Origin of the sequence: Isoptericola sp. NPDC060257 (assembly GCF_042726645.1) — a bacterium.
Taxonomy (GTDB): domain Bacteria; phylum Actinomycetota; class Actinomycetes; order Actinomycetales; family Cellulomonadaceae; genus Isoptericola; species Isoptericola nanjingensis.
The window spans coordinates 1-22,831 of the sequence record NZ_JBHXAW010000033.1 but is presented as its reverse complement, the minus strand read 5'-3'; the positions used below and the strand labels follow the sequence as shown (position 1 = coordinate 22,831).

General features: G+C 74.4%; 24 protein-coding genes and 1 pseudogene. 12 read left to right on the top strand and 13 right to left on the bottom strand.

Features of this window, described 5'->3' with window-relative positions; translation table 11 throughout:
* Positions 1-88: 88 nt before the first annotated feature.
* The 4 genes from ACFWEK_RS04765 to ACFWEK_RS04750 form a co-directional block, all read right to left on the bottom strand.
* The gene (locus ACFWEK_RS04765; protein ID WP_430553266.1) at positions 89-2,707 is read right to left on the bottom strand and encodes a polysaccharide lyase family protein; all 2,619 of its coding nucleotides are present in this window, start codon (positions 2,705-2,707) and stop codon (positions 89-91) included.
* Between the two features lie 67 nt (positions 2,708-2,774).
* A complete protein-coding gene (locus ACFWEK_RS04760) occupies positions 2,775-3,185 on the bottom strand; it encodes a RidA family protein (RefSeq protein WP_430544652.1) in 411 nt (136 codons plus the stop codon).
* Positions 3,182-4,459, bottom strand: a complete 1,278-nt coding sequence (locus tag ACFWEK_RS04755; RefSeq protein ID WP_430553265.1) for an MFS transporter — start codon at positions 4,457-4,459, stop codon at positions 3,182-3,184. The genes ACFWEK_RS04760 and ACFWEK_RS04755 overlap by 4 nt, the downstream gene beginning before the upstream one ends.
* Positions 4,460-4,515: 56 nt before the next feature.
* The gene (locus tag ACFWEK_RS04750; RefSeq protein WP_430553267.1) at positions 4,516-6,051 is read right to left on the bottom strand and encodes an alpha-N-arabinofuranosidase; all 1,536 of its coding nucleotides are present in this window, start codon (positions 6,049-6,051) and stop codon (positions 4,516-4,518) included.
* An 84-nt stretch (positions 6,052-6,135) separates the two neighbouring features.
* Here ACFWEK_RS04750 and ACFWEK_RS04745 point away from each other — a divergent pair, with 84 nt between their 5' ends.
* Positions 6,136-7,107, top strand: coding sequence for an alpha/beta hydrolase (locus ACFWEK_RS04745; protein WP_430553264.1), 972 nt, complete (start codon positions 6,136-6,138; stop codon positions 7,105-7,107).
* Between the two features lie 97 nt (positions 7,108-7,204).
* Entirely contained in the window at positions 7,205-7,375 is a 171-nt protein-coding gene (locus ACFWEK_RS04740) for a hypothetical protein (RefSeq protein WP_430553263.1), read from the top strand.
* A 90-nt stretch (positions 7,376-7,465) separates the two neighbouring features.
* On the opposite strand, the gene ACFWEK_RS04735 is transcribed toward ACFWEK_RS04740, so the two are convergent.
* The 6 genes from ACFWEK_RS04735 to ACFWEK_RS04710 all read right to left on the bottom strand — a co-directional run bounded on the left by ACFWEK_RS04735 (position 7,466) and on the right by ACFWEK_RS04710 (position 12,613).
* A complete protein-coding gene (locus ACFWEK_RS04735) occupies positions 7,466-7,756 on the bottom strand; it encodes a DUF1905 domain-containing protein (RefSeq protein WP_430544649.1) in 291 nt (96 codons plus the stop codon).
* 37 nt (positions 7,757-7,793) lie between these two features.
* Positions 7,794-9,410, bottom strand: a complete 1,617-nt coding sequence (locus tag ACFWEK_RS04730) for an alpha-amylase family glycosyl hydrolase (protein WP_430544648.1) — start codon at positions 9,408-9,410, stop codon at positions 7,794-7,796.
* A gap of 66 nt (positions 9,411-9,476) precedes the next feature.
* Complete coding sequence (locus ACFWEK_RS04725; RefSeq protein WP_430544647.1) at positions 9,477-10,226, bottom strand: VIT family protein; 750 nt, start codon at positions 10,224-10,226, stop codon at positions 9,477-9,479.
* A 78-nt stretch (positions 10,227-10,304) separates the two neighbouring features.
* The gene (locus tag ACFWEK_RS04720; RefSeq protein WP_430544646.1) at positions 10,305-11,222 is read right to left on the bottom strand and encodes a cation diffusion facilitator family transporter; all 918 of its coding nucleotides are present in this window, start codon (positions 11,220-11,222) and stop codon (positions 10,305-10,307) included.
* Positions 11,219-11,593 (bottom strand): ArsR/SmtB family transcription factor, encoded by a 375-nt coding sequence (locus ACFWEK_RS04715; protein ID WP_430544645.1) that lies wholly within the window; start codon positions 11,591-11,593, stop codon positions 11,219-11,221. The genes ACFWEK_RS04720 and ACFWEK_RS04715 overlap by 4 nt, the downstream gene beginning before the upstream one ends.
* Positions 11,594-11,656: 63 nt before the next feature.
* Positions 11,657-12,613 carry an oxidoreductase gene (locus tag ACFWEK_RS04710; protein ID WP_430553262.1) on the bottom strand — a complete coding sequence of 319 codons (957 nt, stop codon included), beginning with the start codon at positions 12,611-12,613 and terminating at the stop codon, positions 11,657-11,659.
* 96 nt (positions 12,614-12,709) lie between these two features.
* Between ACFWEK_RS04710 and ACFWEK_RS04705 the strand changes: the two genes are divergently transcribed.
* Positions 12,710-13,363 carry a DNA-binding response regulator gene (locus ACFWEK_RS04705; RefSeq protein WP_430553261.1) on the top strand — a complete coding sequence of 218 codons (654 nt, stop codon included), beginning with the start codon at positions 12,710-12,712 and terminating at the stop codon, positions 13,361-13,363.
* A gap of 7 nt (positions 13,364-13,370) precedes the next feature.
* On the opposite strand, the gene ACFWEK_RS04700 is transcribed toward ACFWEK_RS04705, so the two are convergent.
* The 3 genes from ACFWEK_RS04700 to ACFWEK_RS04690 form a co-directional block, all read right to left on the bottom strand.
* A complete protein-coding gene (locus tag ACFWEK_RS04700; protein WP_430553260.1) occupies positions 13,371-13,952 on the bottom strand; it encodes a dihydrofolate reductase family protein in 582 nt (193 codons plus the stop codon).
* Between the two features lie 62 nt (positions 13,953-14,014).
* A complete protein-coding gene (locus ACFWEK_RS04695) occupies positions 14,015-14,671 on the bottom strand; it encodes a response regulator (RefSeq protein ID WP_430544641.1) in 657 nt (218 codons plus the stop codon).
* A gap of 125 nt (positions 14,672-14,796) precedes the next feature.
* Positions 14,797-15,963, bottom strand: coding sequence for a sensor histidine kinase (locus tag ACFWEK_RS04690; RefSeq protein ID WP_430553259.1), 1,167 nt, complete (start codon positions 15,961-15,963; stop codon positions 14,797-14,799).
* 138 nt (positions 15,964-16,101) lie between these two features.
* Between ACFWEK_RS04690 and ACFWEK_RS04685 the strand changes: the two genes are divergently transcribed.
* The 9 genes and pseudogenes from ACFWEK_RS04685 to ACFWEK_RS04645 form a co-directional block, all read left to right on the top strand.
* Positions 16,102-16,542, top strand: a complete 441-nt coding sequence (locus ACFWEK_RS04685; RefSeq protein WP_430553258.1) for a hypothetical protein — start codon at positions 16,102-16,104, stop codon at positions 16,540-16,542.
* A complete protein-coding gene (locus ACFWEK_RS04680) occupies positions 16,539-18,158 on the top strand; it encodes a multicopper oxidase family protein (protein ID WP_430553257.1) in 1,620 nt (539 codons plus the stop codon). Before ACFWEK_RS04685 ends, ACFWEK_RS04680 begins: the two co-directional genes overlap by 4 nt.
* 51 nt (positions 18,159-18,209) lie before the next feature.
* The gene (locus ACFWEK_RS04675) at positions 18,210-18,782 is read left to right on the top strand and encodes a GNAT family N-acetyltransferase (protein WP_430553256.1); all 573 of its coding nucleotides are present in this window, start codon (positions 18,210-18,212) and stop codon (positions 18,780-18,782) included.
* Between the two features lie 52 nt (positions 18,783-18,834).
* Positions 18,835-19,281 carry a helix-turn-helix transcriptional regulator gene (locus tag ACFWEK_RS04670; protein ID WP_430553255.1) on the top strand — a complete coding sequence of 149 codons (447 nt, stop codon included), beginning with the start codon at positions 18,835-18,837 and terminating at the stop codon, positions 19,279-19,281.
* Between the two features lie 14 nt (positions 19,282-19,295).
* Positions 19,296-19,706 (top strand): VOC family protein, encoded by a 411-nt coding sequence (locus ACFWEK_RS04665; protein ID WP_079574396.1) that lies wholly within the window; start codon positions 19,296-19,298, stop codon positions 19,704-19,706.
* Between the two features lie 5 nt (positions 19,707-19,711).
* A complete protein-coding gene (locus tag ACFWEK_RS04660) occupies positions 19,712-20,176 on the top strand; it encodes a nitroreductase/quinone reductase family protein (protein ID WP_430544635.1) in 465 nt (154 codons plus the stop codon).
* A 73-nt stretch (positions 20,177-20,249) separates the two neighbouring features.
* Positions 20,250-20,684 (top strand): YdeI/OmpD-associated family protein, encoded by a 435-nt coding sequence (locus ACFWEK_RS04655; RefSeq protein WP_430544634.1) that lies wholly within the window; start codon positions 20,250-20,252, stop codon positions 20,682-20,684.
* Between the two features lie 27 nt (positions 20,685-20,711).
* Entirely contained in the window at positions 20,712-21,290 is a 579-nt protein-coding gene (locus ACFWEK_RS04650; protein ID WP_430553254.1) for an MOSC domain-containing protein, read from the top strand.
* Between the two features lie 52 nt (positions 21,291-21,342).
* A pseudogene (locus ACFWEK_RS04645) lies at positions 21,343-22,831 on the top strand (excinuclease ABC subunit UvrA); the annotation flags it as partial.

Genomic DNA, 22,831 nt, shown 5'->3' with positions numbered 1-22,831 from the left:
GCCCAGCAGCCGCGAGACCTGCTCGCCCTGGTACCAGAAGGTGCCGTCGCGCTCCTCGACCTCGGCGGCCGGGACGGGGATGCCCGGCTCAGCCGATCTCGAGCCGGATGGCGTCGTAGGCCGCCTCGTTCCACAGGTGCTCGGCGCCGGCGTTGATCTGCAGCGTGATCTCGTTGCCGGCCGGCTTCAGCAGGCCCGCGTCGAAGGCGATCTCGCGGGTGTGGTTCCGCCCGCCGCGCGCGCTGCGGTACGTGGCGCCCTTCGCGTCCTCGGGCCCGAAGGTCCAGACGAACGGCTCCCCGTTGACCGTGATCGTGAGATTGCTGTTCTCCGGCGGCACCGGCAGCGCGGAGCCCATGGCCCACGCCGCCAGCGCGATCGTCAGGGTGGCCTGCGCGCCCGCCGCCGGCGCGCGGTCGAGGTCGAACAGGATGCGCCACGGGCTCTCCTGCCGGGTGACGTGCAGCCGGTACGTCGTCGCCCCGCCGTCGCCGTCGCTCACCACGAGCTCGAGGACGGTGCGCTGCGCGTGCAGGGGCACGGCGAGCCCCTCCTCCGGCACGACGTCGCCCCCGATCGTCACCTGCGCGCCGCCGCGGCCCGCGGCCCGGACGACGACCGACTCCTGGTCCCAGGGCAGGTCGACGGCGAAGTCGGAGCGGAAGGTGCTGAAGCCCGGCACCAGGTCCGCGCCGTCGACCTCGAGGCCCCCGAGCACGGGGAGGGCGGCGTCCGCCGCGAGGATCTCGACGGCGTTGAGGCGCCCGTCGCCGCCGGCGAGGAGGTCGAGGCGGCCCCCGGTGACGGTCACCGTCGCGGTGTGCACGGCGTACTCGCCCCGGCCCGAGTCCAGGGCGACGGGCTCGCCGCCGCCGAACGAGACCCGGGTCTTGTTGGCCGCGATGTCGTCGCCGGAGAGCACGGTGACCTCGTACTCGCCGTCGGGCAGGTCCACCGCGAAGGTGTAGCCGGACCCCACGACGAAGTCGCGCTGCAGGTCCCCGTCCGACCCGCGGTCGCGGGAGTCGACCGCCCGGTCGAGGCCGAAGCCCGCCCCGGCGGAGTACAGCGTGTTCTGCGCGACCCGCTGGTACCCGGCGGCGACGGGGCTGGACGCGGTGCCGAAGTCGAACAGCCGGACGCCGTCGGCGTCCTCGGGGAGCACCGTGCCCTCCGGCGCCTGCACCGGGTACGACCGCTGGTACTGGATGTAGTTCCAGTCCTTCGCCGTGCTCGTGCCGACCCTGTACGTGACGCCGTCGGGGAAGTCGTCGTGGAACGACTCGAACAGGCCGTAGCGCCGGAACTCCCGGCCGTGGTGGAACTCCCGGGAGTCGCGGGTGGGGGTGCCGAGCTGGAACACCGTGCGACCGTGGCTCGTGGGCTCCCACAGCATGCGACCGAGCGTGACCTCCTGGCCGGCGCCCACCTGGACGTCGTCGATCACGTACTCGCCCCACAGGCCGCCGCCGTAGACGGTGAGGCGGTAGGTGCCGGGGCGCACGTGGTCGAGGACGAACCGGCCGCCCTCGGCGACGTCCGCCCAGTAGTTGTGGCCCAGCACGGAGTCCTGCATGGGCGTGCCGTTGTCCGACAGGACGACGACGGCGCCCTCCAGGTTCGGCGTGCCGGGGACCCGCACCGTGCCGCGCACGCGGGAGCGCTTCGCGGTGGGAGTCCAGCCCTCGATCGCGAGCCGGTCGTAGAACTCGGCGTGCGCCTCGAAGCGCGCCTGGCGGGCGGCGTCGCGGCGCAGGGCGCGCGGGTCGTCGCCCTTGTTGAGGTACACGAAGTACGGCCCGTACGTCTTCTGCCACGCCTGACCGGCGGCGACGCGCACCGGTGGCGCGCCGTAGTGGGTGGCCTGCGGCTCCACGAGCAGCACGGGGGTGTCGCCGGTCTGGTGCAGGATCAGGTCCTGGCGCACCGGGCCGCCGCTGAACCCCTCGAGGTTCGGAAGGGCGGCCCACATGCCGTAGCCGCTGCCGTACAGCCCGTGCAGGCTGTGGTCCTTCATGGACACGGCCCAGTCGTACTTCGTGTAGTAGCGGCGGGGATAGGCGGAGCCGGTGCCCTCGAGGTCGTAGGTCGCGTCCATCACCATCTCGGCGCGCGAGATCTCGCCGCCGGTGGGCATGCGGGCGGCGGCCTCGCGCCACCGGACGGCGTCGGCGTCGTCCTCGACCGAGGCGTGCGTGAAGACGCCGCCGGCCGTGTAGAAGACGTACCGGTGCTGGTCGGTGCGGAAGCCGTGCAACGCCGCCGGGTGGTCGTAGCTGTACGCGAGGTGGATGCCGGCCTCGCCGGAGCGCACGACGTGGTGCCGCACCAGCCAGCACGGCATGTCGCCGGACGGGCTGTGGTGGTACGCGACGTCGACGAAGTCCTGCTCGACCCGGACGGTGAGGTGGTTGTCCGCCGGCGGGAGCGGAAGCCCCCCGCCCTCGCGGACGGTGTTCATGTCGTAGTTCCCGCGGCCGACCAGGTTCACGCCGTCGTAGACGAGCGAGGTGGTCCGACCATTCGACTTGTCGACGGTGAGGCGGACGAGGCCGTTGTCCACGACGACGTGCGTGTCCGTCTCGACGACCTCAGGCGGTCCCGAGGCGGCGGCGCGTGGGGCTTGTACCCACGGCAGCAGGGCTGTTGCGGTGATCCCGGCCAGCTTCCCGAACGTGCGCCGCGTCATTGCGGCCGATGTGGTCATGCCACGGGAAATTAGCACGATTCAATCGGCGATTGGAAGGATTCATTAGACGACTGGAGTGTCGAGCTCAGTCCGCGGGCGGGAGGGCGGCGGTCAGGTCCACCTCCACGAGCTGGCCGGGGAACCCCAGCTGGGCCACCCCGAGCAGCGTGCTGGCGCTGGTGAAGGCGGGGGCCAGGGGCGAGGCGAGCAGTCGCCGCCAGGTCGCCGCCAGGTCCGCGCGGTCGTCGCTGCGGACGTAGACGACGGACCGCACGACGTCGTCGGGCGCGGCGCCCGCGCCGTCGAGCGCGAGGAGCGCGTTGGCGACGACCTGGTCGACCTGGGCCGCCAGGTCGTCGGTCCCGACCAGGCGACCGTCGGCGTCGAGCGGGCACTGCCCCGCCAGGTATGCCGTCCGCCGTGCCTCCACGATCGTGACGTGGTGGTAGCCCGGAGTCACGTGCAGGCCTGCGGGGTCGAGGCGCGTGATCGTCATGGCCCGAGTGTCACGGCCTCCGGCGTCGTGGTCGACGGATTTCGTGGTCCGCCGCGACGGAGGACCACGAGGTTGAGCGCGGCCGCGGCGAGCAGCACGACGGCGGTGGCGACGAAGACGGCGCGCAGGCCGGCCTGCGCGGCGACCAGGCCGCCGAGCACCGGCCCCGCCACCTGCCCCACGTACTGCGCGGAGACGCCGAGCCCGAGCACGCGGCCGACGGCGTCCGGCGGGGCGAGGTGGCGCACGGCCGCGGTGATCGACGGCAGCAGACCGCCGAGGCTCAGGCCCAGCAGCACGCGCAGCACGCCGAGCTGCCAGACGTTCGACACGAGCGCCTGCGCGAGGGCCAGCACGCCCGCCGCCGCGAGGCAGGCGATCACCACGCGTGTGTGGCCGACGCGGTCCGCGAGCCGGCCCACCCGCGGCGCCGCGACGACGCTGCCCACGGCGGTCAGCGCGACGAGGATCCCCGCGACGCCGGCGGCGTGGGAGAGCTGGCCCAGGTCCTCGACGTAGACGGTGACGATCGGCTCGATCGACATCGTCGAGAACAGCAGCAGGCTCGACGTCGCCAGCAGCGCGACGACGGCGCCCGGGCGCTGCACCTGCGACCACACGCCGTGACGGCGGGTGGTGGCCCGGGGCGGACGCGGCCCGGCCGGCGGCTCGCGGAGCAGGAACGTCGTGGCGAGGAACGCCACGAAGATCACCGCCCCGCACACGACGAACGTCGGCCGGATGCCCACCCAGGCGGGCACGAACCCGCCCACCAGCGGCCCGACCACGTTGCCCGCCAGGATGCCCGACGACAGCACCCCGAGCGCCCACGCGCTGCGGTCCTTCGGCGTCTGCGCGGCGACGAGGATCGTGGCGCCGGAGGAGTAGCCGCCGAGCAGGCCCACCAGCAGCCGCACCGCGACGAGCTGCTCGACGCTCTGCACGAACCCGAGCAGCGTCATCGCGACCGCCATGCCCAGGCTGGCGCGCACCAGCATGGACTTGCGGCCGAACCGGTCGCCGAGCATCCCCCACAGCGGTGCGGTGAGCGCCGCCGTGAGGAACGTGGCCCCGTACGCGACGCCCGACCAGCGCACGACCGCGGCCGGGTCGTCCACGCCGAGCTGCCGCACGTACTCCGGCAGGAACGGCACCAGCAGCGTCATCGCGACGAGCGTGGTGAACGACCCGACCGTGCCGACGGCAAGGTTGCGCCGCCAGTGCCGCTGCTCGGGGTCGGCGACGGCGGGGTCCTCGACGTCAGGGCTGGTCATGCCTCAAGGTCTACACCCGATGTCCGTTCAGTGGGACCATTCGTCTCGTATCGTGGCTACGCGGTCACGGTGAGCCGCACCGTCGCGAAGGCCGCGGGCGGCAGCTCGACGGTGAGGACGCCACCCTCGAGCCGGACGCCGTCGAGCGGGCGCGGGGCGACGACGTCAGGTGCGTCGAAGGTGTTGTGCGCGGCGGGGTCGTCGGCGGCGAGCACGGTGGCGACGGGGTCGCTCACCGCGTGCCCGCGCAGGTCGATCCGCACGGTGGCCGGGGCGTCCGGGTCGAGGTTGGTCAGCGAGACCAGCGCCGCGCCGTCCTTCGTGGACGCCGACGCCGAGACGGTCCCGACGGCCGTGCCGTCGACGTCGTGCGTGGCCCGAGGCGACCGCTCGCGCACCGGCAGGCTCGCGGCGTCGTGGTGGCCCGCGCTCATCGCGAAGGCGTGGAACGTGGGCGTCTTGATCATCGTGGCGCCGTCCGTGAGCAGCATGGACTGCAGCACGTTCACCGTCTGCGCGATGTTCGCGAGGCGCAGCCGGCGGGCGTGGTCGTGGAAGGCGTCGAAGTGCACCGACGCGACGAGGGCGTCGCGCATCGCGTTCTGCTGGTACAGGAAACCGGGGTTGGTGTCCTTCTCGACGTTCCACCAGGTGCCCCACTCGTCGAGCGCCAGACCGAGCCTGGCCTCGGGGTCGTAGGCGTCCATCACGGCCGAGTGCCCGGCGATGATGCGGCGCACGTCGAGCGCCTTGCGCATCGTGGCCCAGTACTCGTCGCGCGTGAACTCGGTGGCGGCGCCCTTGTCCCCCCACGTCCCGGCGAACGTGTAGAAGTGGAACGACACCATCTGCCACAGGTCGCGCGGCTCCGCGTCGCCGAGCTTCGCGACCTGCTGCATGAGGGTCTCGGTCCACGCGTAGTCGTCGTCCGACGCACCCGCCGCGACCCGCACCAGCGTGTTGCCGCCGTGGTCGCGCGCGTACGTCGCGTGCTGCCGCGCGAGCGACGCGAACTGGTCGGCGCGCAGGTTGCCGCCGCAGCCCCACGGCTCGTTGCCGATGCCGAAGAACGACACGCCCCACGGCTCGTCACGACCGTGCTCGCGGCGCAGGCGCGCCATCGGCGAGTCGTCGCCGCGGGTCAGGTACTCCACCCAGTCCGCGGTCTCCTGCACGGTGCCGGAGCCGACGTTCCCCGAGATGTACGGGGCCGTGCCGAGCAGGTCGCACAGCGCCATGAACTCGTGCGTGCCGAAGGAGTTGTCCTCCACGACGTCGCCCCAGTGGGTGTTGACGATGCGGGGACGGTCGGCCGCCGGGCCGACGCCGTCGCGCCAGTGGTACGTGTCGGCGAAGCAGCCGCCCGGCCAGCGCAGGTTCGGGATGGCCAGCTCGCGCAGCGCCTCGACGACGTCGGTGCGGATGCCGCCGACGTTCGGGATGTCGGAGTCCTCGCCCACCCAGAAGCCCTCGTAGATGCACCGGCCGAGGTGCTCGGCGAAGTGCCCGTACAGGTGGCGGCTGATCGTAGGGCCGGGGACGTCGAGGTCGACGACGGCGTCGAGGGCGAGGTCGGGCGTGGTCGTGGACAGGTCGTTCACGGGGGAATCCTCCAACGTTGCAGGTGGCGGTCAGACGATACCTGCGGAGCACCGCGCGGATGCCAGACTCCTCACGTGCCGAACACCCCGGATCCCGCCTCCGCACCGGCGCTCGTCCCCACCTGGCTGCGTGCCGCGACGCTCGCCGTCGCGGCCGCCGCCGTCCTCGTCGTCGCCTGGGGGTGCGCGACGGCGTGGGGGGCGGTGGTGCACGGCCACCCCGCGTACGCGGTGCTGCTGGCGCTGACGCTGGCGGGGGCGGCCGTCGCGGGGGTGCGGGCGCTGCGCGGCCGGCCCGCGCGGCCGGGGTGGCGGCGCGCGCTGCGGGTGGCGCTGCTCGTCCTCGCAGCGGCGTGGGTCGTGCTGGTCGCGTGGCTGCGCCCGTTCGGCGCGGTCGAGCCGGCGCTCTCGGCGATGCGCTCGGACGACGCGGTGACGGTCACGGAGGGCGCCACGCGGTACGTGCTGACCCCTGTCGACGGCGGAGACGGGACGGCGGTGCTCTTCCAGCCCGGGGCGCGGGTCGACGCCCGCGCGTACGCGGCGGTGCTGCGGCCGCTGGCCGAGGCGGGGCACACCGTCGTCGTGGCGAAGCAGCCGCTCGGGATCGCTTTCCTCGCCACGGGCGCGCTCGACGACGCCCGCGCGGCGGTGGCCGCGGACCGCTGGGTGGTGGGCGGCCACTCGCTGGGCGGCACCGTCGCGGCCATGGCGGCGGACGCCGCGGACGACGACGCCGAGGCACCCGCGGCCGGGCTGCTGCTGTTCGCCTCCTACCCGGCGGGCGACCTGAGCGGCACGCTGACCGCCGCCGTCGCGTCCGTCTCCGGCAGCGAGGACGGGCTCGCCACCCCGGCGAAGATCGACGCCTCGCGCGCCGACCTGCCCGCCGACGCCGCGTTCACCGTCGTCGAGGGCGCGGTGCACGCGTACTTCGGCGACTACGGCCCGCAGCCCGGCGACGGCACCCCGACGATCACGCACGACGACGCCCGCGCGCAGATCTCGGGCGCCGCCGTCGCGTTCGTCGACGGCCTCGCGCGATAGCCGCTCCCGCGGCTGCGGTACTACCTCGGCGAACCGGGTACTACCTCGGCGAGATCGGTACTACCTCGCGGGTCGACGGGCGGCCGGGCTGTTCCTGGTGCTGCACGGCGTGGTCAAGGTGACGATCGTCGGCGCGCTGGTGGCCGGGTCGCGACGGGTCTACCCGTGGGCGGTCGGCGCGCTCGGGGTCTTCCTCGTGGTCCAGCTGGTGCAGACGGTCGTCTCGCCCGGCTCGGCGTCGCGCTGCTCGCCGCGCTCGACGCCCTGATCCTGTGGCTGACGTGGCACGAGTGGCGCCGGGGCCGCTCGTTCCGCGACGCGTGGCGCAGCGTGCTCCACGGGTGGTTCCCCGGGCGGGTCACACCCCGTCCAGGGTGAGGTGCACGACCACCTCGTCGCCGTCGTCCACGCCCTCGGGCCGGCGCACGGAGTCCTTGAGCGGCACGAGGTAGCCGCCGTCCTTGGGGAACAGCGACGTGGTGAACGACGTCGCGCCGAGGCGACCGGTCACGGGGATGACGCCCCAGCCGTACGTGACCAGCGCCGCGACCGCGGCGATGCGCTCCGCCTCGGCGTCGGGGACGGCCACGTAGTAGTACGGCGCGGGACCGCGCCACTGGAACACCTCGCCGCGCACCTCGAGCTCCATGCGCCCAGGCTGCCGCGAGACCCTGACACGGGCGAGCTCACGCGAGGTCGAGGACGGCGTAGCCGTGCCCGTCGAGGCGCACGACGTCGCCCTCCCGGCTGAGCCCGCGCGTCTCGACCTCGCGGGCACCGGCCGCCCCGGGCACCGCGATCGACACGGCCGCGCGGCCCGGGTTGAGCACGACGGCGAGCGAGCCGCCCCGCGTGTAGGCGAACGGGTAGCCGGTGGCCAGCACGTCGACGTCGGCGGCGGCGTCCAACCGCGGGTCCGAGGTGCGCAGGTGCGCCAGGCGGCGCACGAGATGCAGCAGCGAGCCCTCGTCGTCGAGCTGGGCGGCCACGGTGGGCCGGTCCGGGTCCGGGTCCTGCGGCAGGTAGCGCGACTCCGCCACGTCCGGTCCGAGCCGGCCGGGCGGCACGTCGCCCCACTGCATCGGGGTGCGCGAGCCCGCGCGGTCGTAGGTCGGGTTGAGCCGCGAGCCCTCGAGCGTCGGGGTGTCGGGGACGAACCGCATCCCGATCTCGTCGCCGTAGTAGATCGACGGCATGGACGGCCAGGTGAGCGTGAGGACCAGCGCCGCGCGTGCCTGCTCGGCGTCCCGCGCCCCGGCCACGAGCCGCGTGAAGTCGTGGTTCGACGTCGGCAGGCCGGTGAGCCCGCCGCGCCCGGACGCGGCGATCGCGCCGGTCGCCTCCTCCCAGGCGCGGACGAAGGTGCCGGCGTCGCCCTGGGCCTCGGCGTCGGCCCAGCTCGGTACCTCGCCCCACGACGGCTGCACCGTGCCGGCGCCGTTGTTCCACAGGGAGCGGAGCGGCAGGCCGTCGTCGTCGCCCCCGAACTGGAGGAAGAAGTCGGCATGGAAGCCGGACGGGACGGAGACGCGCGGGTCGCCCCACTCGCTGATCAGCACGCGGCCGGGGTAGGTGGCGTCGAGCCAGGCGCGGTTCTCGCGCCACAGGCGGCCGGTCTCGACCAGGCCCGGGTCGTCCTTGACGAGCGACGCCGCCATGTCGACACGGAACCCCGCGACGCCGAGGTCGAACCAGTGCGCCATGATCTCGCGCAGCGCGGCGCGGTTCGCCCGCGGGCCCGCGGCGTCGACCGGGCTGCGCCACGGCTGGGCGGGGTCGGGCCGCGCGAACCCGAAGTTCAGCGCCGGCTGCACCGGGAAGAAGTTCGGCAGGTAGAACCCGCCGCGCCGGCCCGGGCCGGGCTCGAAGCCGTCGACGGGGACGTCGCTCCACACGTACCGGTCGTCGCCGGGGTCGTCCGCCGACGCGGCGAACCAGGGGTGCTGGTCGGAGGTGTGGCCGGCCACGAGATCGAGCAGCACGGCGATGCCGCGGCGCCCGGCCTCTTCGGTGAGCTCCGCCAGGTCGTCGTTGGTGCCGTAGCGCGGCGCGATCGTCATGAAGTCCGCGACGTCGTACCCGGCGTCGGCGAACGGGGACACGAAGCACGGGTCGAGCCACACCGCGCCCACGCCCAGCCAGCGCAGGTAGTCGAGACGCGCCGTGATCCCGGCGAGGTCGCCGATCCCGTCGCCGTTCCCGTCGGCGAAGCTCTGCGGGTACAGCTGGTACAGGACGGTGCGCCCGAGGCGCGGGGCGAGGTCGACGGCAGCGTGCGGGGACGTGGGGGAGTGGGTCGGCACCGAGGCTCCTGTGGATCGGGATCGGATCGGGATCTGGATCGGGTTCGGACGGGACAGCAGGCGGGGTCAGACGACGCCGGTCGTGCCGAGCAACGACCCGAGGGCGAAGGTGACGCCGAGGGCCAGCGCGCCGCCGACGACGACGCGCGCGACGGACCGGGTGCGCGACGACCCACCGATCCAGGCGGCGATCGACCCGGCCGCGCCGAGGGCGGCGAGCACGACGACGAACGTGCCGGCGACCTTCCACGGCTCGGGGATGAACAGCACGGCCAGCATCGGCAGCACGCCGCCGCACAGGAACGCGAGCAGCGACGCCCAGGCGGCGTGCCACGGGCTGACGACGTCGTCGGGGTCGATGTTCAGCTCGGCGGACAGGTGGGCGCCGAGAGCGTCGTGGTGCGTGAGCTCGGTCGCGACCTGCCGCGCCGTGCCCTCGCTGAGGCCCTGCTGGCGGTAGAGGCCGACGAGCTCGTCGAACTCCTCGTCCGGCATGGTGGCGAGCTCGTGCTTCTCCTTGGCGATGAGCGCCTTCTCGCTGTCCGACTGGCTGGACACCGAGACGTACTCGCCGAGCGCCATCGAGATCGCGCCGCCCACCAGGGCCGCGAGCCCCGCCGTGAGGACGGGCGCCCGCTCCGGCGTCGCGCCGGCGACGCCCACGACGACGGCGGCCACGGAGACGATGCCGTCGTTGGCGCCGAGCACGCCCGCCCGCAGCCAGTTCAGCCGCTGGGCGAGGCCGCCCGCGTGCGGCTCGCCTGGGTGCGGTTCGCCGGAGTGGGCGGTCGGGGTGGTGTCGGGCCGGCTGGACATGTGCCCAGCACAGCACCTGGCCGGCGGTCGAGCCTGTCGAAACCCGGGGCGAGGTCTCGACAGGCTCGAACGGCGACGTCAGGCGTGCGTGGGGTGCTCGTGCTCCGGATGGGTCTCGGGCTCGACCTGGAACGTGGAGTGCTCCACCGCGACGTCGAAGTGGGTGGCCACGCACTCCTGCAGCTCGTCGAGGATGCGCCCGGCGTGCCCGTCGGTGAAGCAGCCGGAGTCGACGACGACGTGCGCCGACAGGATCGGCAGGCCCGTGGCGATGAGGGAGGCGTGCACGTCGTGCACGTCGCGCACGTGGTCCACCTCCAGCAGGTGGGCGCGCACCTCGTCGAGGTCCAGCCCGGGCGGGGTGGACTCCAGCAGCACCGACCCCGCGGCCCGCAGGAGCTTCACCGCGCGCGGCAGGATGAGCGCCCCGATGAGGAGCGCGGCGACGGCGTCGGCCCGCTGCCAGCCGGTGGTGGCGATGACGATCGCGGCGACGATGACCCCCACCGACCCCAGCGCGTCGTTGATCACCTCGAGGAAAGCGGCCCGCAGGTTGAGGTTGGCGTCGCGGCGGCTCGCCAGGACCGCCATCGAGGCGAGGTTGCCGACCAGCCCGATGACGCCGAAGACGACCAGTTGCGTGGACGGGATCTCCGGCGGTTCGGCGAGCCGCAGCACCGCCTCCACCAGCACGTACACGCCGACGACGAGCAGCACGGCCGCCTGCGCCAGCGCGGCGAGCACCTCGGCCCGCCGGTAGCCCCAGGTGCGCTGCGGCGACGCGGGCCGCAGGGAGAGGTGCGCGGCGAACAGGGCCAGCGCGAGGCCCCCGGCGTCGGTGAGCATGTGGGCCGTGTCGACCAGCAGCGCGAGGCTGCCGGTGAGGAGCGCCCCCACGGCCTGGGCGACGAGGATCGTGGCGGTGATGCCGAACGCGATCGCCAGCCGGCCCCGGTGGTCGGCGGCGCCGTGCGCGTGGTCGTGGTCGTGGCTCACGCGGCGTCCTCGGAGCCGGCGCGCCCGTGGGGCGCGCCCGGCGTCGCGCACGTGCAGTCCGGGCCGCAGCAGTCCGGGTCGACGACGAGCGCCAGCCGCAGCATGTCGCCGAGCGCGTGCGCGAGGTGCGGGTCGGACAGCCGGTACTCGGTGCGGCGCCCGTCCTGGCGGCCCACGACCAGGCCGCAGCCGCGCAGGCATGCGAGCTGGTTGCTCATCACCTGCTTGGAGACGCCGAGCGTGGCGGCCAGGTCGGACGGGTAGGCGGGGGCGTCGCGCAGCGCGAGCAGGATGCGCGCGCGGGTGCCGTCCGACAGCGCGTGCCCGAGCCGAGCCAGCGCGGCGGTGTGCGTGAGCGTCACGGTCTCCATGGGCGCGACGGTACATGTTCTCATGTACTGATGCCAGGCTGTCGGCAGTCACGGGTGGGGGGGTCAGGCGGCTGCCGGGGCGATCGCATCGAGGACGGCGCGGTCGTCGTCGGTCAGCCGGATCGCCGCGGCGGCGACGTTCTGCTCCAGGTGCGTGACGTCGCCCGTGCCGGGGATGGCGAGCACGTGCGGCCCGCGGTGCAGGGTCCACGCCAGCCGTACCTGGGCCGGCATCACGCCGTGACCCGCGGCGACGGCGGCTACCGCCTCCGCCCCCGTCTCGTCCGGGGTGTTGCTGCCCGGCACGGCCCCGGGGACCGCGGCACCCATGGAGAAGAACGGCACGAACGCGATGCCGAGCTCGCCGCACCGCGCGAGCAGCCCGTCGTCGGAGCGGTCGGTGAGGCCGTAGCGGTTCTGCACGCAGACGACCGGGACCACGGCCCGCGCCTCCTCGAGCTGTGCCACCGAGACGTTGGACAGCCCGACGTGGCGCAGGAGCCCGGCGTCGCGAAGCTCGGCCAGCGCGCCCACGTGCTCGGCGACCGACCCGTCGGCGGCGCCCAGGCCGGTGCCCCAGCGCAGGTTGACGACGTCCAGCTGGTCCAGGCCGAGCTGCCGGATGTTCTCCTCGACCTGCCCCCGGAGCTGGTCGGGCCGTGCGTACGGCTCGAACTCGAAGACGCCGTCGCGGGGACGGCTGGGGCCCACCTTGGTGGTGATCACGAGGTCGTCGGCGTAGGGCTGGAGGGCGGTGCTGATCAGCTCGTTCGCGGAGCGCCGGGGGACGAAGTAGAAGGCCGCGGTGTCGATGTGGTTCACCCCGAGCTCGACGGCGCGGCGCAGCACGGAGATCGCCTCGCGGCGGTCCCGGGGCACCTCGTCCCACGGCATGCCGGTGGTCCGCATCGCGCCGAAGCCGAGCCGGTTCACGGTGCGGTCGCCGAGCCGCCAGGTGCCGGCGGCTGCGGCGGCCGGAGCGGTCGGAGGGGTCGCGAGGGGAGCGGTGTTCGTCGTCATGTCGCCAGCCTGCGCCGCCGTCGACCGGCCCCCGCCGGGATGGCAGCTTGTTGCCAGGCGCGGCAGCTTCCTGCCAGGGGGAGCAGAATCGATGCCATGCAGACCGGTGAAGCCGTGACGGTCGTGCGCGGCGAGGAGGAGCTCCTCGCGCGGACGGCGCACCTGTTCGCGAGCGCGACCGACGTCGCTTGTGCGGCCAACGACCTGTTCACCTGGCAGGAGGCGCACGCCGCGGCGCCCTCGCCGTTGTGCCCTGCCCGGACCCCGGAGACGCGCATCCGCAAGGTCTACCGCTCGGGGATGCTGCTCGACCCCGTGGCCGCCCGCCGGCTGGAGACGATCCGCGACCGCAACGGCGCGCAGATCCGCATCACCGCCGACGAGATCAACGAGACGATCATCCTGGACCGCCGGCTCGCGATCCTCGCGGGCGACATGCGCGCCGGACGACGCAGCTACAGCGTCGTCACCCAGCCCGAGGTGGTGCAGGGCGTTGTCTCGCTGTTCGACGTGGCCTGGAGGTCGGCCGCCGACCTCGCGGCCTACGACGCCCGGATCGCCGAGATCCGGCAGCTCGCGCCGCAGGTGCTCGACCTGCTCGGGCAGGGGGTCAAGGACGAGACCGCGGCCCGGTCCCTCGGCCTCGGGGTGCGCACCTATCGCCGCCGCGTCGCCGAGCTGCTGGCCGCGCTCGGCGCCACGTCGAGGTTCCAGGCGGGCGTGCGGGCGCGGGAGCTGGGCCTGGTCTGAGCCGTCGTCAGGCGTGCCGCGTCGGCACGTAGACGAGCTCCTGCGTGCGGCCGTCGAGCGTGCGCGTCTCCACGAGCTCGAGGTCGAAGTCCGCGGCGCCGCGGAACAGCGGGTCGACGCCGGTCTGCCCGGTGATCACCGGGAACAGCGTCACGCGCAGCTCGTCGACCAGGCCCGCGGCCATCAGCGCGCGGTTCAGCGACAGGCTGCCGTGCGACCGCAGCGGCACGGGCGACTTCTGCTTGAGCCGGCCGACGACCTCGACCGCGTCGCCGGCGGCGACGGTCGCGCCGCCCGGCCAGTCGAGGGGTTCGCGCAGGGTGCTCGACACGACGGTCGCGGGGGTGCGGACCATGCGGGTGACCCACGGGTCGTGCACGTCGGAGCCAGGGGTGCCCGCGGCGAGCATCTGGACGAACGCCCGGTACGTGGTGGCGCCGAGGACCATCCGCTGCTCGGTGTCGAACAGGTGGAGCCGGTGCTCGAGCAGCTCGGGGCCCTGCTTGCCCCAGTAGCCGGTCCAGTCGCCGTGCGCGGCGCCGAACCCGTCCAGGCTGGAGAAGACGTCGAACGTGTAGGTCGTGGCCATGGTCAGCTCCTCGGTCGGCGGGCCGCCTCAGTTCTTGAACATGACTGTACGACTTCGACGCGCTACCCGCCCGGGCGCACCAGACCCGTCTCGTAGGCGAGCACGACGAGCGCGGCACGGTCACGGGCGTCCAGCCGCGTGAGCAGCCGGCTCACGTAGGTGCGCGCGGTGGCCGGGCTGAGGTACAGGTCGCGGGCGATCTCGTCGTTGGTGAGCCCGCGCCCCACCAGGGTGAGCACCTCGCGCTCGCGCTCGGTGAGGCCGGCGACCGCGGCGTCGTCGAGCCGGCGCGGCGCGTCGGCGACGGCACGCATCGCCGCGGCCGTGACGGCGGGGGACAGCAGCGAGTCGCCGGCGGCCACGGTGCGGATCGCGGCGCGCAGGTCGCCGGGGGAGACGTCCTTGAGCAGGTAGCCGGCCGCGCCCGCGCGGATGGCCTCGACCACGTGCTCGTCCTCGTCGAACGTGGTGAGGACGAGCACGCGGACGGCGCGCAGCTCCGGGTCCGCGACGATCGCCCGCGTCGCCTCGATGCCGTCCAGGCCCGGCATCCGCACGTCCATCAGCACGACGTCGGGCCGCAGCTCGCGCACCCGCGCCAGGCCGGCGCGGCCGTCGGCCGCCTCGCCGACGACCGTGATGTCGCCGTCGAGCTCCGCCAGCGGCCGCAGCCCCGCGCGCACCAGCTCCTGGTCGTCGACCAGCACCACCCGGATCATGGCTCCAGTCTGGCCGGTCGGCCCGTCGGGTCGGCAGTTCGCGCTCGGCGCGGCAGCTCGAGCTGCCGCGCCGAGGACGAAGTGCCGCGCCGAGCACGGGCTGCCGCGTCGACGGGGGCCCTGCCTCAGCGGGGGAGCGTCGCCGGGAGGTCCGCGACGACGGCGAACCCGCCGCCGGGCGCGTCGCCCGCGGTGAGCGTGCCGCCCAGCAGGCTCGCGCGCTCGCGCATCCCCGCGACGCCGGCGCCCGCCCCGACGCCGGCGGCCGACCCGCGGCCGTCGTCGGTCACGCTCAGGCGCAGCCGCCCGTCGTCGACGGCCGCCTCGACCCGCACGTGCCGGGCGTCCGCGTGCCGCAGCACGTTGGTCAGCGCCTCCTGGGCGATGCGGTAGGCGGCGGCGTCGATCGCGTCGCTCAGCGCGCCCGGCGCGACGGCGTCGACCACCTCGACGTCGACGCCGGCCGCCCGCACCGGCGCGACGAGGCCGTCGAGGCCGGTCAGGCCGAGGGCGCCGCGAGGCGCGGCGTCGGGCGCGGGCTCGCGCAGCACCTTCACCGTGGCCCGCAGCTCGTCGAGGGTGCCCGACGCCGCCTCCCGGACCCGGGCGAGGGCGTCGTGCGCCGCGTCGTCGTCCCGCCCGACCGCCTCGTCGGCGACGCCGGCGTGCAGCGCGACGACCGACAGGTGATGGCCGACGGTGTCGTGCAGGTCGCGGGCGATCCGCAGCCGCTCGGCCTGGAGCCGCTCCTGCGCGGCGTGCGCCTCCTGCTCCGCCGTGAGCTCGCGGACCAGGGCGGCGCGCTCACGGGCCTCCCGCGCCAGCCGGACGGCGACGCCGAGGGCGACCGCCGCCGCCGTCAGCGCGACGTTGGTGACCAGGTCGTAGGCCGTGAGCGCGACGCTCGGGTCGACGTCGTCGCCGGTCACGCGGAACCAGGTGGCGACCGCGACCAGCACGGCGCCGGCACCCGCCGCCCAGCCGGTGCGCCCCCGCTCCGCCGCCGCGTACAGGGCGGCGACCGCGGGCAGCACCATGCCGATCGGCGCGAAGCCGAGGGCGTAGTAGGCGCACACCCCGAGGAACGTGAGCACGAGCATCGTGCGCGGGGCGACGCGGCGCAGCAGCACCAGCGCGCCGAACCCCGCCGCGAACAGGTACGCCGCCGCACCGGCGTCGCCCTGGCCCGACGGGTCGGCCGCGATGACGACCGCGACGACGAGCGTCGACGCCAGCGCCAGGACGACGTCGGTCACCCACGGGCTCGGCGGCGCCGTCGCGGACGAGGTCATGCCCGTCAGGCTAGGCGCCAACGCCTGTTCGGCGGCGGGAGGTCGGGGTCGGGTCAGGGTCGGTGTCGCCCCGGGGCGACACCAGGAGACGCTCGCGGGCCGATGTGTCGCCCCGGCCTCGGCGGGGAGGGTCGGGGCATGACCTCGAACCAGCCTTCTCCCCAGCCCCGTCCACAGCCCCTGACGCCGCCCCCGGCGCCCGCCCGCGCCGGCATCTCCTGGCCGCTCGTCGGCGGGCTCGCGTCGATGGCGCTGCTCTGGCCGCTCACCGGGCTCACCGGCATCGGCGGTGCGGGTGCGCCGCGGGCGCTGGCCGTCGTCGCGCTCACCGCCGTCGTGTGGATCGGCGTCGTCGGATTCGGGCGTGTGCCCCGACCCGTGCTCACCCTGACGATGACGGGCCTCGCGTCCGGCGTCGTCGGGCTGCTCGTCTCGACGCTGGTCGGCGGCGTCGGCCTGGGCGGCGAGGGCGCGGCCGCCTGGACGGCGCTCCCGGCGCTCGCGATGGACGCCGGCTGGGGCGCGCTCGCCGGCCTCGTCGCGCTCGGCGTCCAGAAGGCCCGCGGCGGCGCCCGATGACGACGCGCCCGACACCGGCACGACGACCGACGCGCCGCGCGGTGCTGCGCGCGACGGCGCTCGCCGCCGTCGTCCCGCTCCTGGCCGCCGGGTGCGGCGCGATCCCCGGCTCGGTGACGTCCGTCGACGAGCCGGGGTTCGACCGCGCGCTGCCGATCCCGCCGCTCGCGGAGTCGGAGGTGGTGGACGGCGTGCGCACCTTCCGCCTCACCGCGCAGGAGGGCACGACCGAGCTGCTGCCCGGCACCCGGACCCCGACGTGGGGCTACGACGGCCCGTACCTCGGCCCGACGCTGCGGGCGGAGCGGGGCGAGCAGGTCGCCGTCGAGGTGACCAACGACCTCCCCGAGACCACCAGCGTGCACTGGCACGGGATGCACCTGCCCGCGGCGATGGACGGCGGCCCGCACCAGGCGGTCGAGCCGGGTGCCACGTGGCGGCCGAGGTGGACGATCGACCAGCCCGCCGCGACGCTCTGGTACCACCCGCACCCGCACGGCGAGACCGAGAAGCACGTCTACCGCGGCCTCGCGGGGCTCTTCCTGCTCGACGACGACGCGTCGCGTGCCGCCGACCTGCCGCGGGAGTACGGCGTCGACGACGTCCCGGTGGTCGTGCAGGACAAGGTGATCGGCGACGACGGCCGCCTCGTGCTGAAGGACGACGGCGGCGAGCCGGGCACGCTCGGCAGCACGGTCGTGACGAACGGGGTCGCCGGCGCGTACCAGCGCGTCACGACCGAGCGGGTGCGGCTGCGGCTGCTCAACGGGTCGACGGCGCGCACGTACGCCCTGGGCTTCGCCGACCGGCGGATGGACCTCGTCGCCACCGACGGCGGGCTGCTGGAGGCGCCCGTCCGTCTGGACCACGTGCGCCTCGCGCCGGGGGAGCGGGCGGAGGTGGTGGTCGCGATGCGGCCGGGCGAGACGACGCGGCTGCACTCGTCCGAGGCCGACCTGGGCGGCGTCGCGGCGCCGTTCGCGATGGGCGGCAACGACGCGTTCGACGTGCTGGAGCTGCGCGCGGCGGACGAGCTCGCGCCGTCGCCGGAGCCGTCGTGGGGGCGCTCGGGGCACGCGGCCGAGGACGCGCTGCACGAGGAGGACGCGACCGTGACCCGCACGTTCGACCTCGACGAACGCACGATCAACGGCGAGCGCATGGACGCCGGCCGCATCGACGAGGTCGCGACGGTCGGCAGCACCGAGGTGTGGGAGGTGCGCAACACCATCCCGATGCCGCACAGCTTCCACGTGCACGACGTGCAGTTCCGGGTCCTCACGATCGACGGCGAGGCCCCGCCGCCCCGGCTCGCCGGCCCGAAGGACACCGTCTACCTGGAGCCGCGCCGCACCTACCGGCTGCTGATGCGGTTCGAGGACTACACGGACGACGTGCTGCCGTACATGTACCACTGCCACATGCTGCTGCACGAGGACGAGGGGATGATGGGCCAGCTCCTCGTCGTCGAACCGGGGTCGGGCGCGCGGCCCGGGCCGTCGGAGGCACTGTCGCGGCGCGACGGCGGCCACGACGGCGGCCACGACGCCTCCGGTCCCGTGGTGGGTGACGGGTACGGCCCGCGCCGGTCCGCTGTCGGGCACCAGCACGGCTGACCTGCGCGAACGGGCTGGCGCGCCCGACGACGACGGTGCCAGGATCGCCGGGTGCCCACCCTGCTGCCCGTGACGTTCGCGCCCTTCACCGACCCCGAGCAGCCGGTGCTCGACGTGCCCGCCGCGGGCGCGCGCCTGCGCCCCTGGCGCCCGGAGGACGCCCCCGCGGTGCGCGAGGTGTACGCCGACGAGGCGATCCAACGGTGGCACGTGCGCGTCCTGGAGTCGGACGACGAGGCGCGCGAGGTGGTCGACGGCTGGCGTGCGGGCTGGGCCGACGGGCGCGAGTCGAGCTGGGCGGTGGCGGACGCCGCGGACGACGCCGTCGTGCTCGGGCGCATGGTCGTCAAGACGTTCGACCCGCACGGCGTGGGGGTCGTCGCGTACTGGACGGCCCCGGCGGCGCGGGGCCGGGGGGTGGCGCCGGCCGCGCTCGACGTCGCCGCCGCGTGGGCGTTCGACGCCGGCTTCCACCGCCTCGAGCTGGTGCACTCCACGGACAACGCGCCGTCGTGCCGCGTCGCCGAGAAGGCGGGGTTCGAGGCCGAGGGCGTGCTGCGGCAGTCCGTGCGGCACCTCGACGGCTGGCACGACATGCACGTGCATGCCCGGGTGGCGGGCTGACGCCCGCGGCGGACGCCGGGCGGGCGTGGGTGGGTCGTGGAAGCATCGCACCGTGACCAGCAGCGACGCGGACCGCCTGCGCGACCTCGCGCTGCTGCGTCGTGTGCGCGACCGGATGGACCGGGAGTTCGCGCAGCCGCTGGACGTGGAGGCGCTGGCCCGGGGCGTGCACATGTCGGCCGGGCACCTGAGCCGGCAGTTCAAGGCCGCGTTCGGGGAGTCGCCCTACAGCTACCTCATGACGCGGCGCATCGAGCGGGCGATGACGCTGCTGCGCCGGGGCGACCTGAGCGTCACCGAGGTGTGCTTCGAGGTGGGGTCGTCGTCGCTCGGCACGTTCAGCACGCGGTTCACGGAGCTGGTGGGGATGTCGCCCAGCGAGTACGCGCGGCGGGCCCGGTCGTCCGCGGCGGGGGAGCTGCCGTCGTGCGTCACGAAGCTGGCCACCCGACCGGTCAGGAATCGAGAAGCGCCGGCCGTGGACCTCCACCTAGCGTGAATTCCATGAGCGACATCGACATCACCATCCACACGACCTTCCTCCCGCACACCGACCCGGAGGCCTCCCTCGGCTTCTTCCGTGACCTGCTCGGTTTCGAGCTGGTCCAGGACGTCGGCCAGGGCGACATGCGCTGGCTGACCTTCGTCTCGCCGGCGCAGCCCGAGACCCGCCTCGTCCTCACCCCGCCCGCCGCCGACCCCGGCGTCACCGAGGACGAGCGCCGCACCATCCGCGAGCTCATGGCCAAGGGCAGCTACCAGTCGATCATCCTCGGCACGAAGGACCTGGACGGCGTCTTCGCCAAGCTCCAGGCCGCCGACGCCGAGGTGGTCTCCGAGCCCACCGAGCAGCCGTGGGGCGTGCGCGACTGCGCCTTCCGCGACCCCGCGGGCAACATGGTCCGCATCGACCAGGTCGGGTGAGCGTCGTGACCCAGCAGACGACGAAGCGCCCGAAGGGCACGCCCGGACGGCTGTCCCTGTGGATCCAGCGGCAGGCCAACGCCAGCACCGCGAAGAAGATCCGCCGCAAGGGCGGGCAGATGATGGGCATGGACCTGCTGGTGCTGCACACCGTCGGCCGCCGCACGGGCGAGGCGCGGGAGAACCCGCTGGCCTGGTTCGACGACGGCGCGGGCGGCCGGCTCGTGGTCGCGTCGGGCGGCGGCACCCGGCATCCCGGCTGGTTCACGAACCTCGTCGCGCACCCGGAGCAGGTCGCGGTCGAGCTGCACGGGTCCGGCACCACGCCGGTGACGGCGCACGTGCTCGACGACGCCGAGCGCGCCCGGGTGTGGCCGGCGATCGCCGCGGCCGCGCCGACCATCGACAAGCACCAGAGCAAGAGCGACCGGCAGTACCCGGTCGTCCGCCTCGTCCCGGACGGCGCCTGACGTGTGCGTCCCCGGGTTCCCGCGCCTCACCCGGACGACCGCCGTCCACGCCGACGGCAGCGAAGGAGTGGTCATGAGGTTCCGTGCGATCGTCGAGCCGGCCTCGACGATGAAGGGCCTCGAGGTGCCGCCGGAGGTCGTCGAGGCCCTCGGCGGCGGCGCCCGGCCGCCGGTGACGATCACCGTGAACGGCCACACGTGGCGCAGCCGGGTCGCGATCATGCGGGGCCGGCACCTGCTGGGGCTGAGCCGGGCGAACCGGGAGGCCGCGGGCCTCGAGGTCGGCGCCGAGGTGGAGGTCGAGCTGGTGCTCGACACCGAGCCGCGGGTCGTCGTCGAGCCCGACGACCTCGCCCGCGCGCTCGACGCCGACCCCGTCGCCCGTACGGCGTACGATGCCCTTCCGCCGGGCCGCCGTCGCCGCCTCGTGCTCGACGTCGACGGGGCCAAGCAGGCCTCGACACGCGCCCGCCGTATCGACAAGGCTCTTGCCGAGCTGCGCGGCTGAGCCGCCGCACCGACCGAAGGAGCGCAGGTGACCGTCGCGGACCCGTCGACCCCCACCCCGTCCGGCACGACGGCGAGCGTCGTCGCGGTGCACGCGAGCGCCGTCCACGGCTTCAGCAAGCCGGCCCTCGACGAGGTGGTCCTCGTCGAGGGTGTGGGGGTCGAGGGCGACGCGCACGCCGGGGTCACCGTGCAGCACCGCAGCAGGGTCGCCGCGGACCCGTCGCAGCCGAACCTGCGCCAGGTGCACCTCATCCACGGCGAGCTCTTCGACCGGCTCGGCGCCGCCGGCCACGACGTGGCGCCGGGGGACCTGGGGGAGAACGTCACCACCCGCGGGATCGACCTGCTGGCGCTGCCGGTGGGCACCCGGCTGACGATCGGCGACGCCGTCGTGACCGTCACCGGCCTGCGCAACCCCTGCCAGCAGATCAACGACTTCCAGCCGGGACTGCTCAAGCAGCTGCTGCGCCGCGGGGACGACGGCGAGGTGGAGCGGCTCGCCGGGGTCATGGGCATCGTCTCGCGGGGCGGCTCGGTCCGGCCCGGGGACGCGGTCGAGGTCGAGCTGCCGGCGCCGCCCCACCTGCCCCTCACCCGCGTGTGAGCCTGTCCGCCCCCACCGGCGTCCCCGCCACCACGATCGAAGGAGCACCGCCGTGACCGCCACCGAGTCCCGCGCCGGGTCCCCCGCCGCGACGTCGTCGCACGCCGCCGACGCGCACGACGTCATCCGCGTGCAGGGCGCACGCGAGAACAACCTGCGCGACGTGGACGTCGAGATCCCCAAGCGCCGCCTCTCCGTGTTCACGGGGGTGTCGGGCTCGGGCAAGAGCTCGCTGGTGTTCGCGACGATCGCCGCCGAGTCGCGGCGCCTCATCGACGAGACGTACTCGACGTTCGTGCAGGGCTTCATGCCGTCGCTGCCGCGCCCGGACGTGGACGTCCTGGAGGGCATCACCACCGCGATCCTCGTGGACCAGGAGCGGATGGGCGCCAACGTGCGGTCCACGGTCGGCACCGTCACCGACGCGAACGCGATGCTGCGCAACCTGTTCAGCCGCGTCGGCGAGCCGTACGTCGGCCCGCCGACGGCGTTCTCGTTCAACATCCCGACGTCGACGGCGAGCGGCGTGTTCAGCACCGGCAAGGCCGGGGGCGAGGTCGAGAAGAAGGTCGTGCGCAACCAGGTGTACCTGGGCGGCATGTGCCCCGAGTGCGAGGGCCGTGGCACGGTCTCCGACCTCGACCTGTCCGTCATCGTCGACGAGTCGCTGTCCCTGCGCGACGGCGCGATCCTCGTGCCCGGCTACAAGGCCGACGGCTGGATGGTGAAGGGCTTCTCGGAGTCGGGGTTCGTCGACGGCGACAAGCCGGTGCGCGACTACACGGAGGCCGAGCGGCACGACTTCCTCTACCGGGAGAAGGGCAAGGTCAAGGCCCTCGGGATGAACATGACCTACCAGGGCCTCATCCCCAAGCTGCGCGAGTCGATGTTCAGCAAGGCGCCCGAGTCGCTGCAGCCGCACCTCCGGGCGTTCGTGGAGCGGGCCGCGGTGTTCGTGCCCTGCCCGCAGTGCGACGGCACCCGGCTCAACGAGTCCGCCCGGTCGGCGAAGGTCAACGGCGCCGGCATCGCGGACGTGTGCCGGATGCAGATCACCGACGCCGCCGAGTGGGCGCGCGGGATCGACGACCCCGGCGTCGCGCCGCTGGTCGGCGCCCTGCTGCACCTGTTCGACAAGTTCGTCGAGATCGGGCTGGGCTACCTGTCGTTGGAGCGGCCGGCGGGCACCCTGTCGGGCGGCGAGGCGCAGCGCACCAAGATGATCCGCCACCTCGGGTCCGCGCTCACCGACGTCACGTACGTCTTCGACGAGCCGACCGTCGGCCTGCACCCGCACGACATCGAGCGGATGAACGGCCTGCTCCTGGAGCTGCGGGACAAGGGCAACACCGTGCTCGTCGTCGAGCACAAGCCGGAGGCGATCGCGATCGCCGACCACGTGATCGACCTCGGCCCCGGCGCCGGGACCGACGGCGGGACCATCTGCTTCGAGGGCACGCTGGAGGGGCTGCGCGCGAGCGGCACCCTCACCGGCCGCCACCTGGACGACCGCGTCACCGTCAAGGAGTCCGTCCGGGAGC

Coding starts and splice junctions, on each gene's coding strand:
- ACFWEK_RS04765 (WP_430553266.1), bottom strand. CDS start 2,707: ATGACCACATCGGCCGCAATGACGCGGCGCACGTTCGGGAAGCTGGCC.
- ACFWEK_RS04760 (WP_430544652.1), bottom strand. CDS start 3,185: ATGACGATCACGCGCCTCGACCCCGCAGGCCTGCACGTGACTCCGGGC.
- ACFWEK_RS04755 (WP_430553265.1), bottom strand. CDS start 4,459: ATGACCAGCCCTGACGTCGAGGACCCCGCCGTCGCCGACCCCGAGCAG.
- ACFWEK_RS04735 (WP_430544649.1), bottom strand. CDS start 7,756: ATGGAGCTCGAGGTGCGCGGCGAGGTGTTCCAGTGGCGCGGTCCCGCG.
- ACFWEK_RS04725 (WP_430544647.1), bottom strand. CDS start 10,226: ATGTCCAGCCGGCCCGACACCACCCCGACCGCCCACTCCGGCGAACCG.
- ACFWEK_RS04715 (WP_430544645.1), bottom strand. CDS start 11,593: ATGGAGACCGTGACGCTCACGCACACCGCCGCGCTGGCTCGGCTCGGG.
- ACFWEK_RS04710 (WP_430553262.1), bottom strand. CDS start 12,613: ATGACGACGAACACCGCTCCCCTCGCGACCCCTCCGACCGCTCCGGCC.
- ACFWEK_RS04705 (WP_430553261.1), top strand. CDS start 12,710: ATGCAGACCGGTGAAGCCGTGACGGTCGTGCGCGGCGAGGAGGAGCTC.
- ACFWEK_RS04700 (WP_430553260.1), bottom strand. CDS start 13,952: ATGGCCACGACCTACACGTTCGACGTCTTCTCCAGCCTGGACGGGTTC.
- ACFWEK_RS04695 (WP_430544641.1), bottom strand. CDS start 14,671: ATGATCCGGGTGGTGCTGGTCGACGACCAGGAGCTGGTGCGCGCGGGG.
- ACFWEK_RS04690 (WP_430553259.1), bottom strand. CDS start 15,963: ATGACCTCGTCCGCGACGGCGCCGCCGAGCCCGTGGGTGACCGACGTC.
- ACFWEK_RS04685 (WP_430553258.1), top strand. CDS start 16,102: ATGACCTCGAACCAGCCTTCTCCCCAGCCCCGTCCACAGCCCCTGACG.
- ACFWEK_RS04680 (WP_430553257.1), top strand. CDS start 16,539: ATGACGACGCGCCCGACACCGGCACGACGACCGACGCGCCGCGCGGTG.
- ACFWEK_RS04655 (WP_430544634.1), top strand. CDS start 20,250: ATGAGGTTCCGTGCGATCGTCGAGCCGGCCTCGACGATGAAGGGCCTC.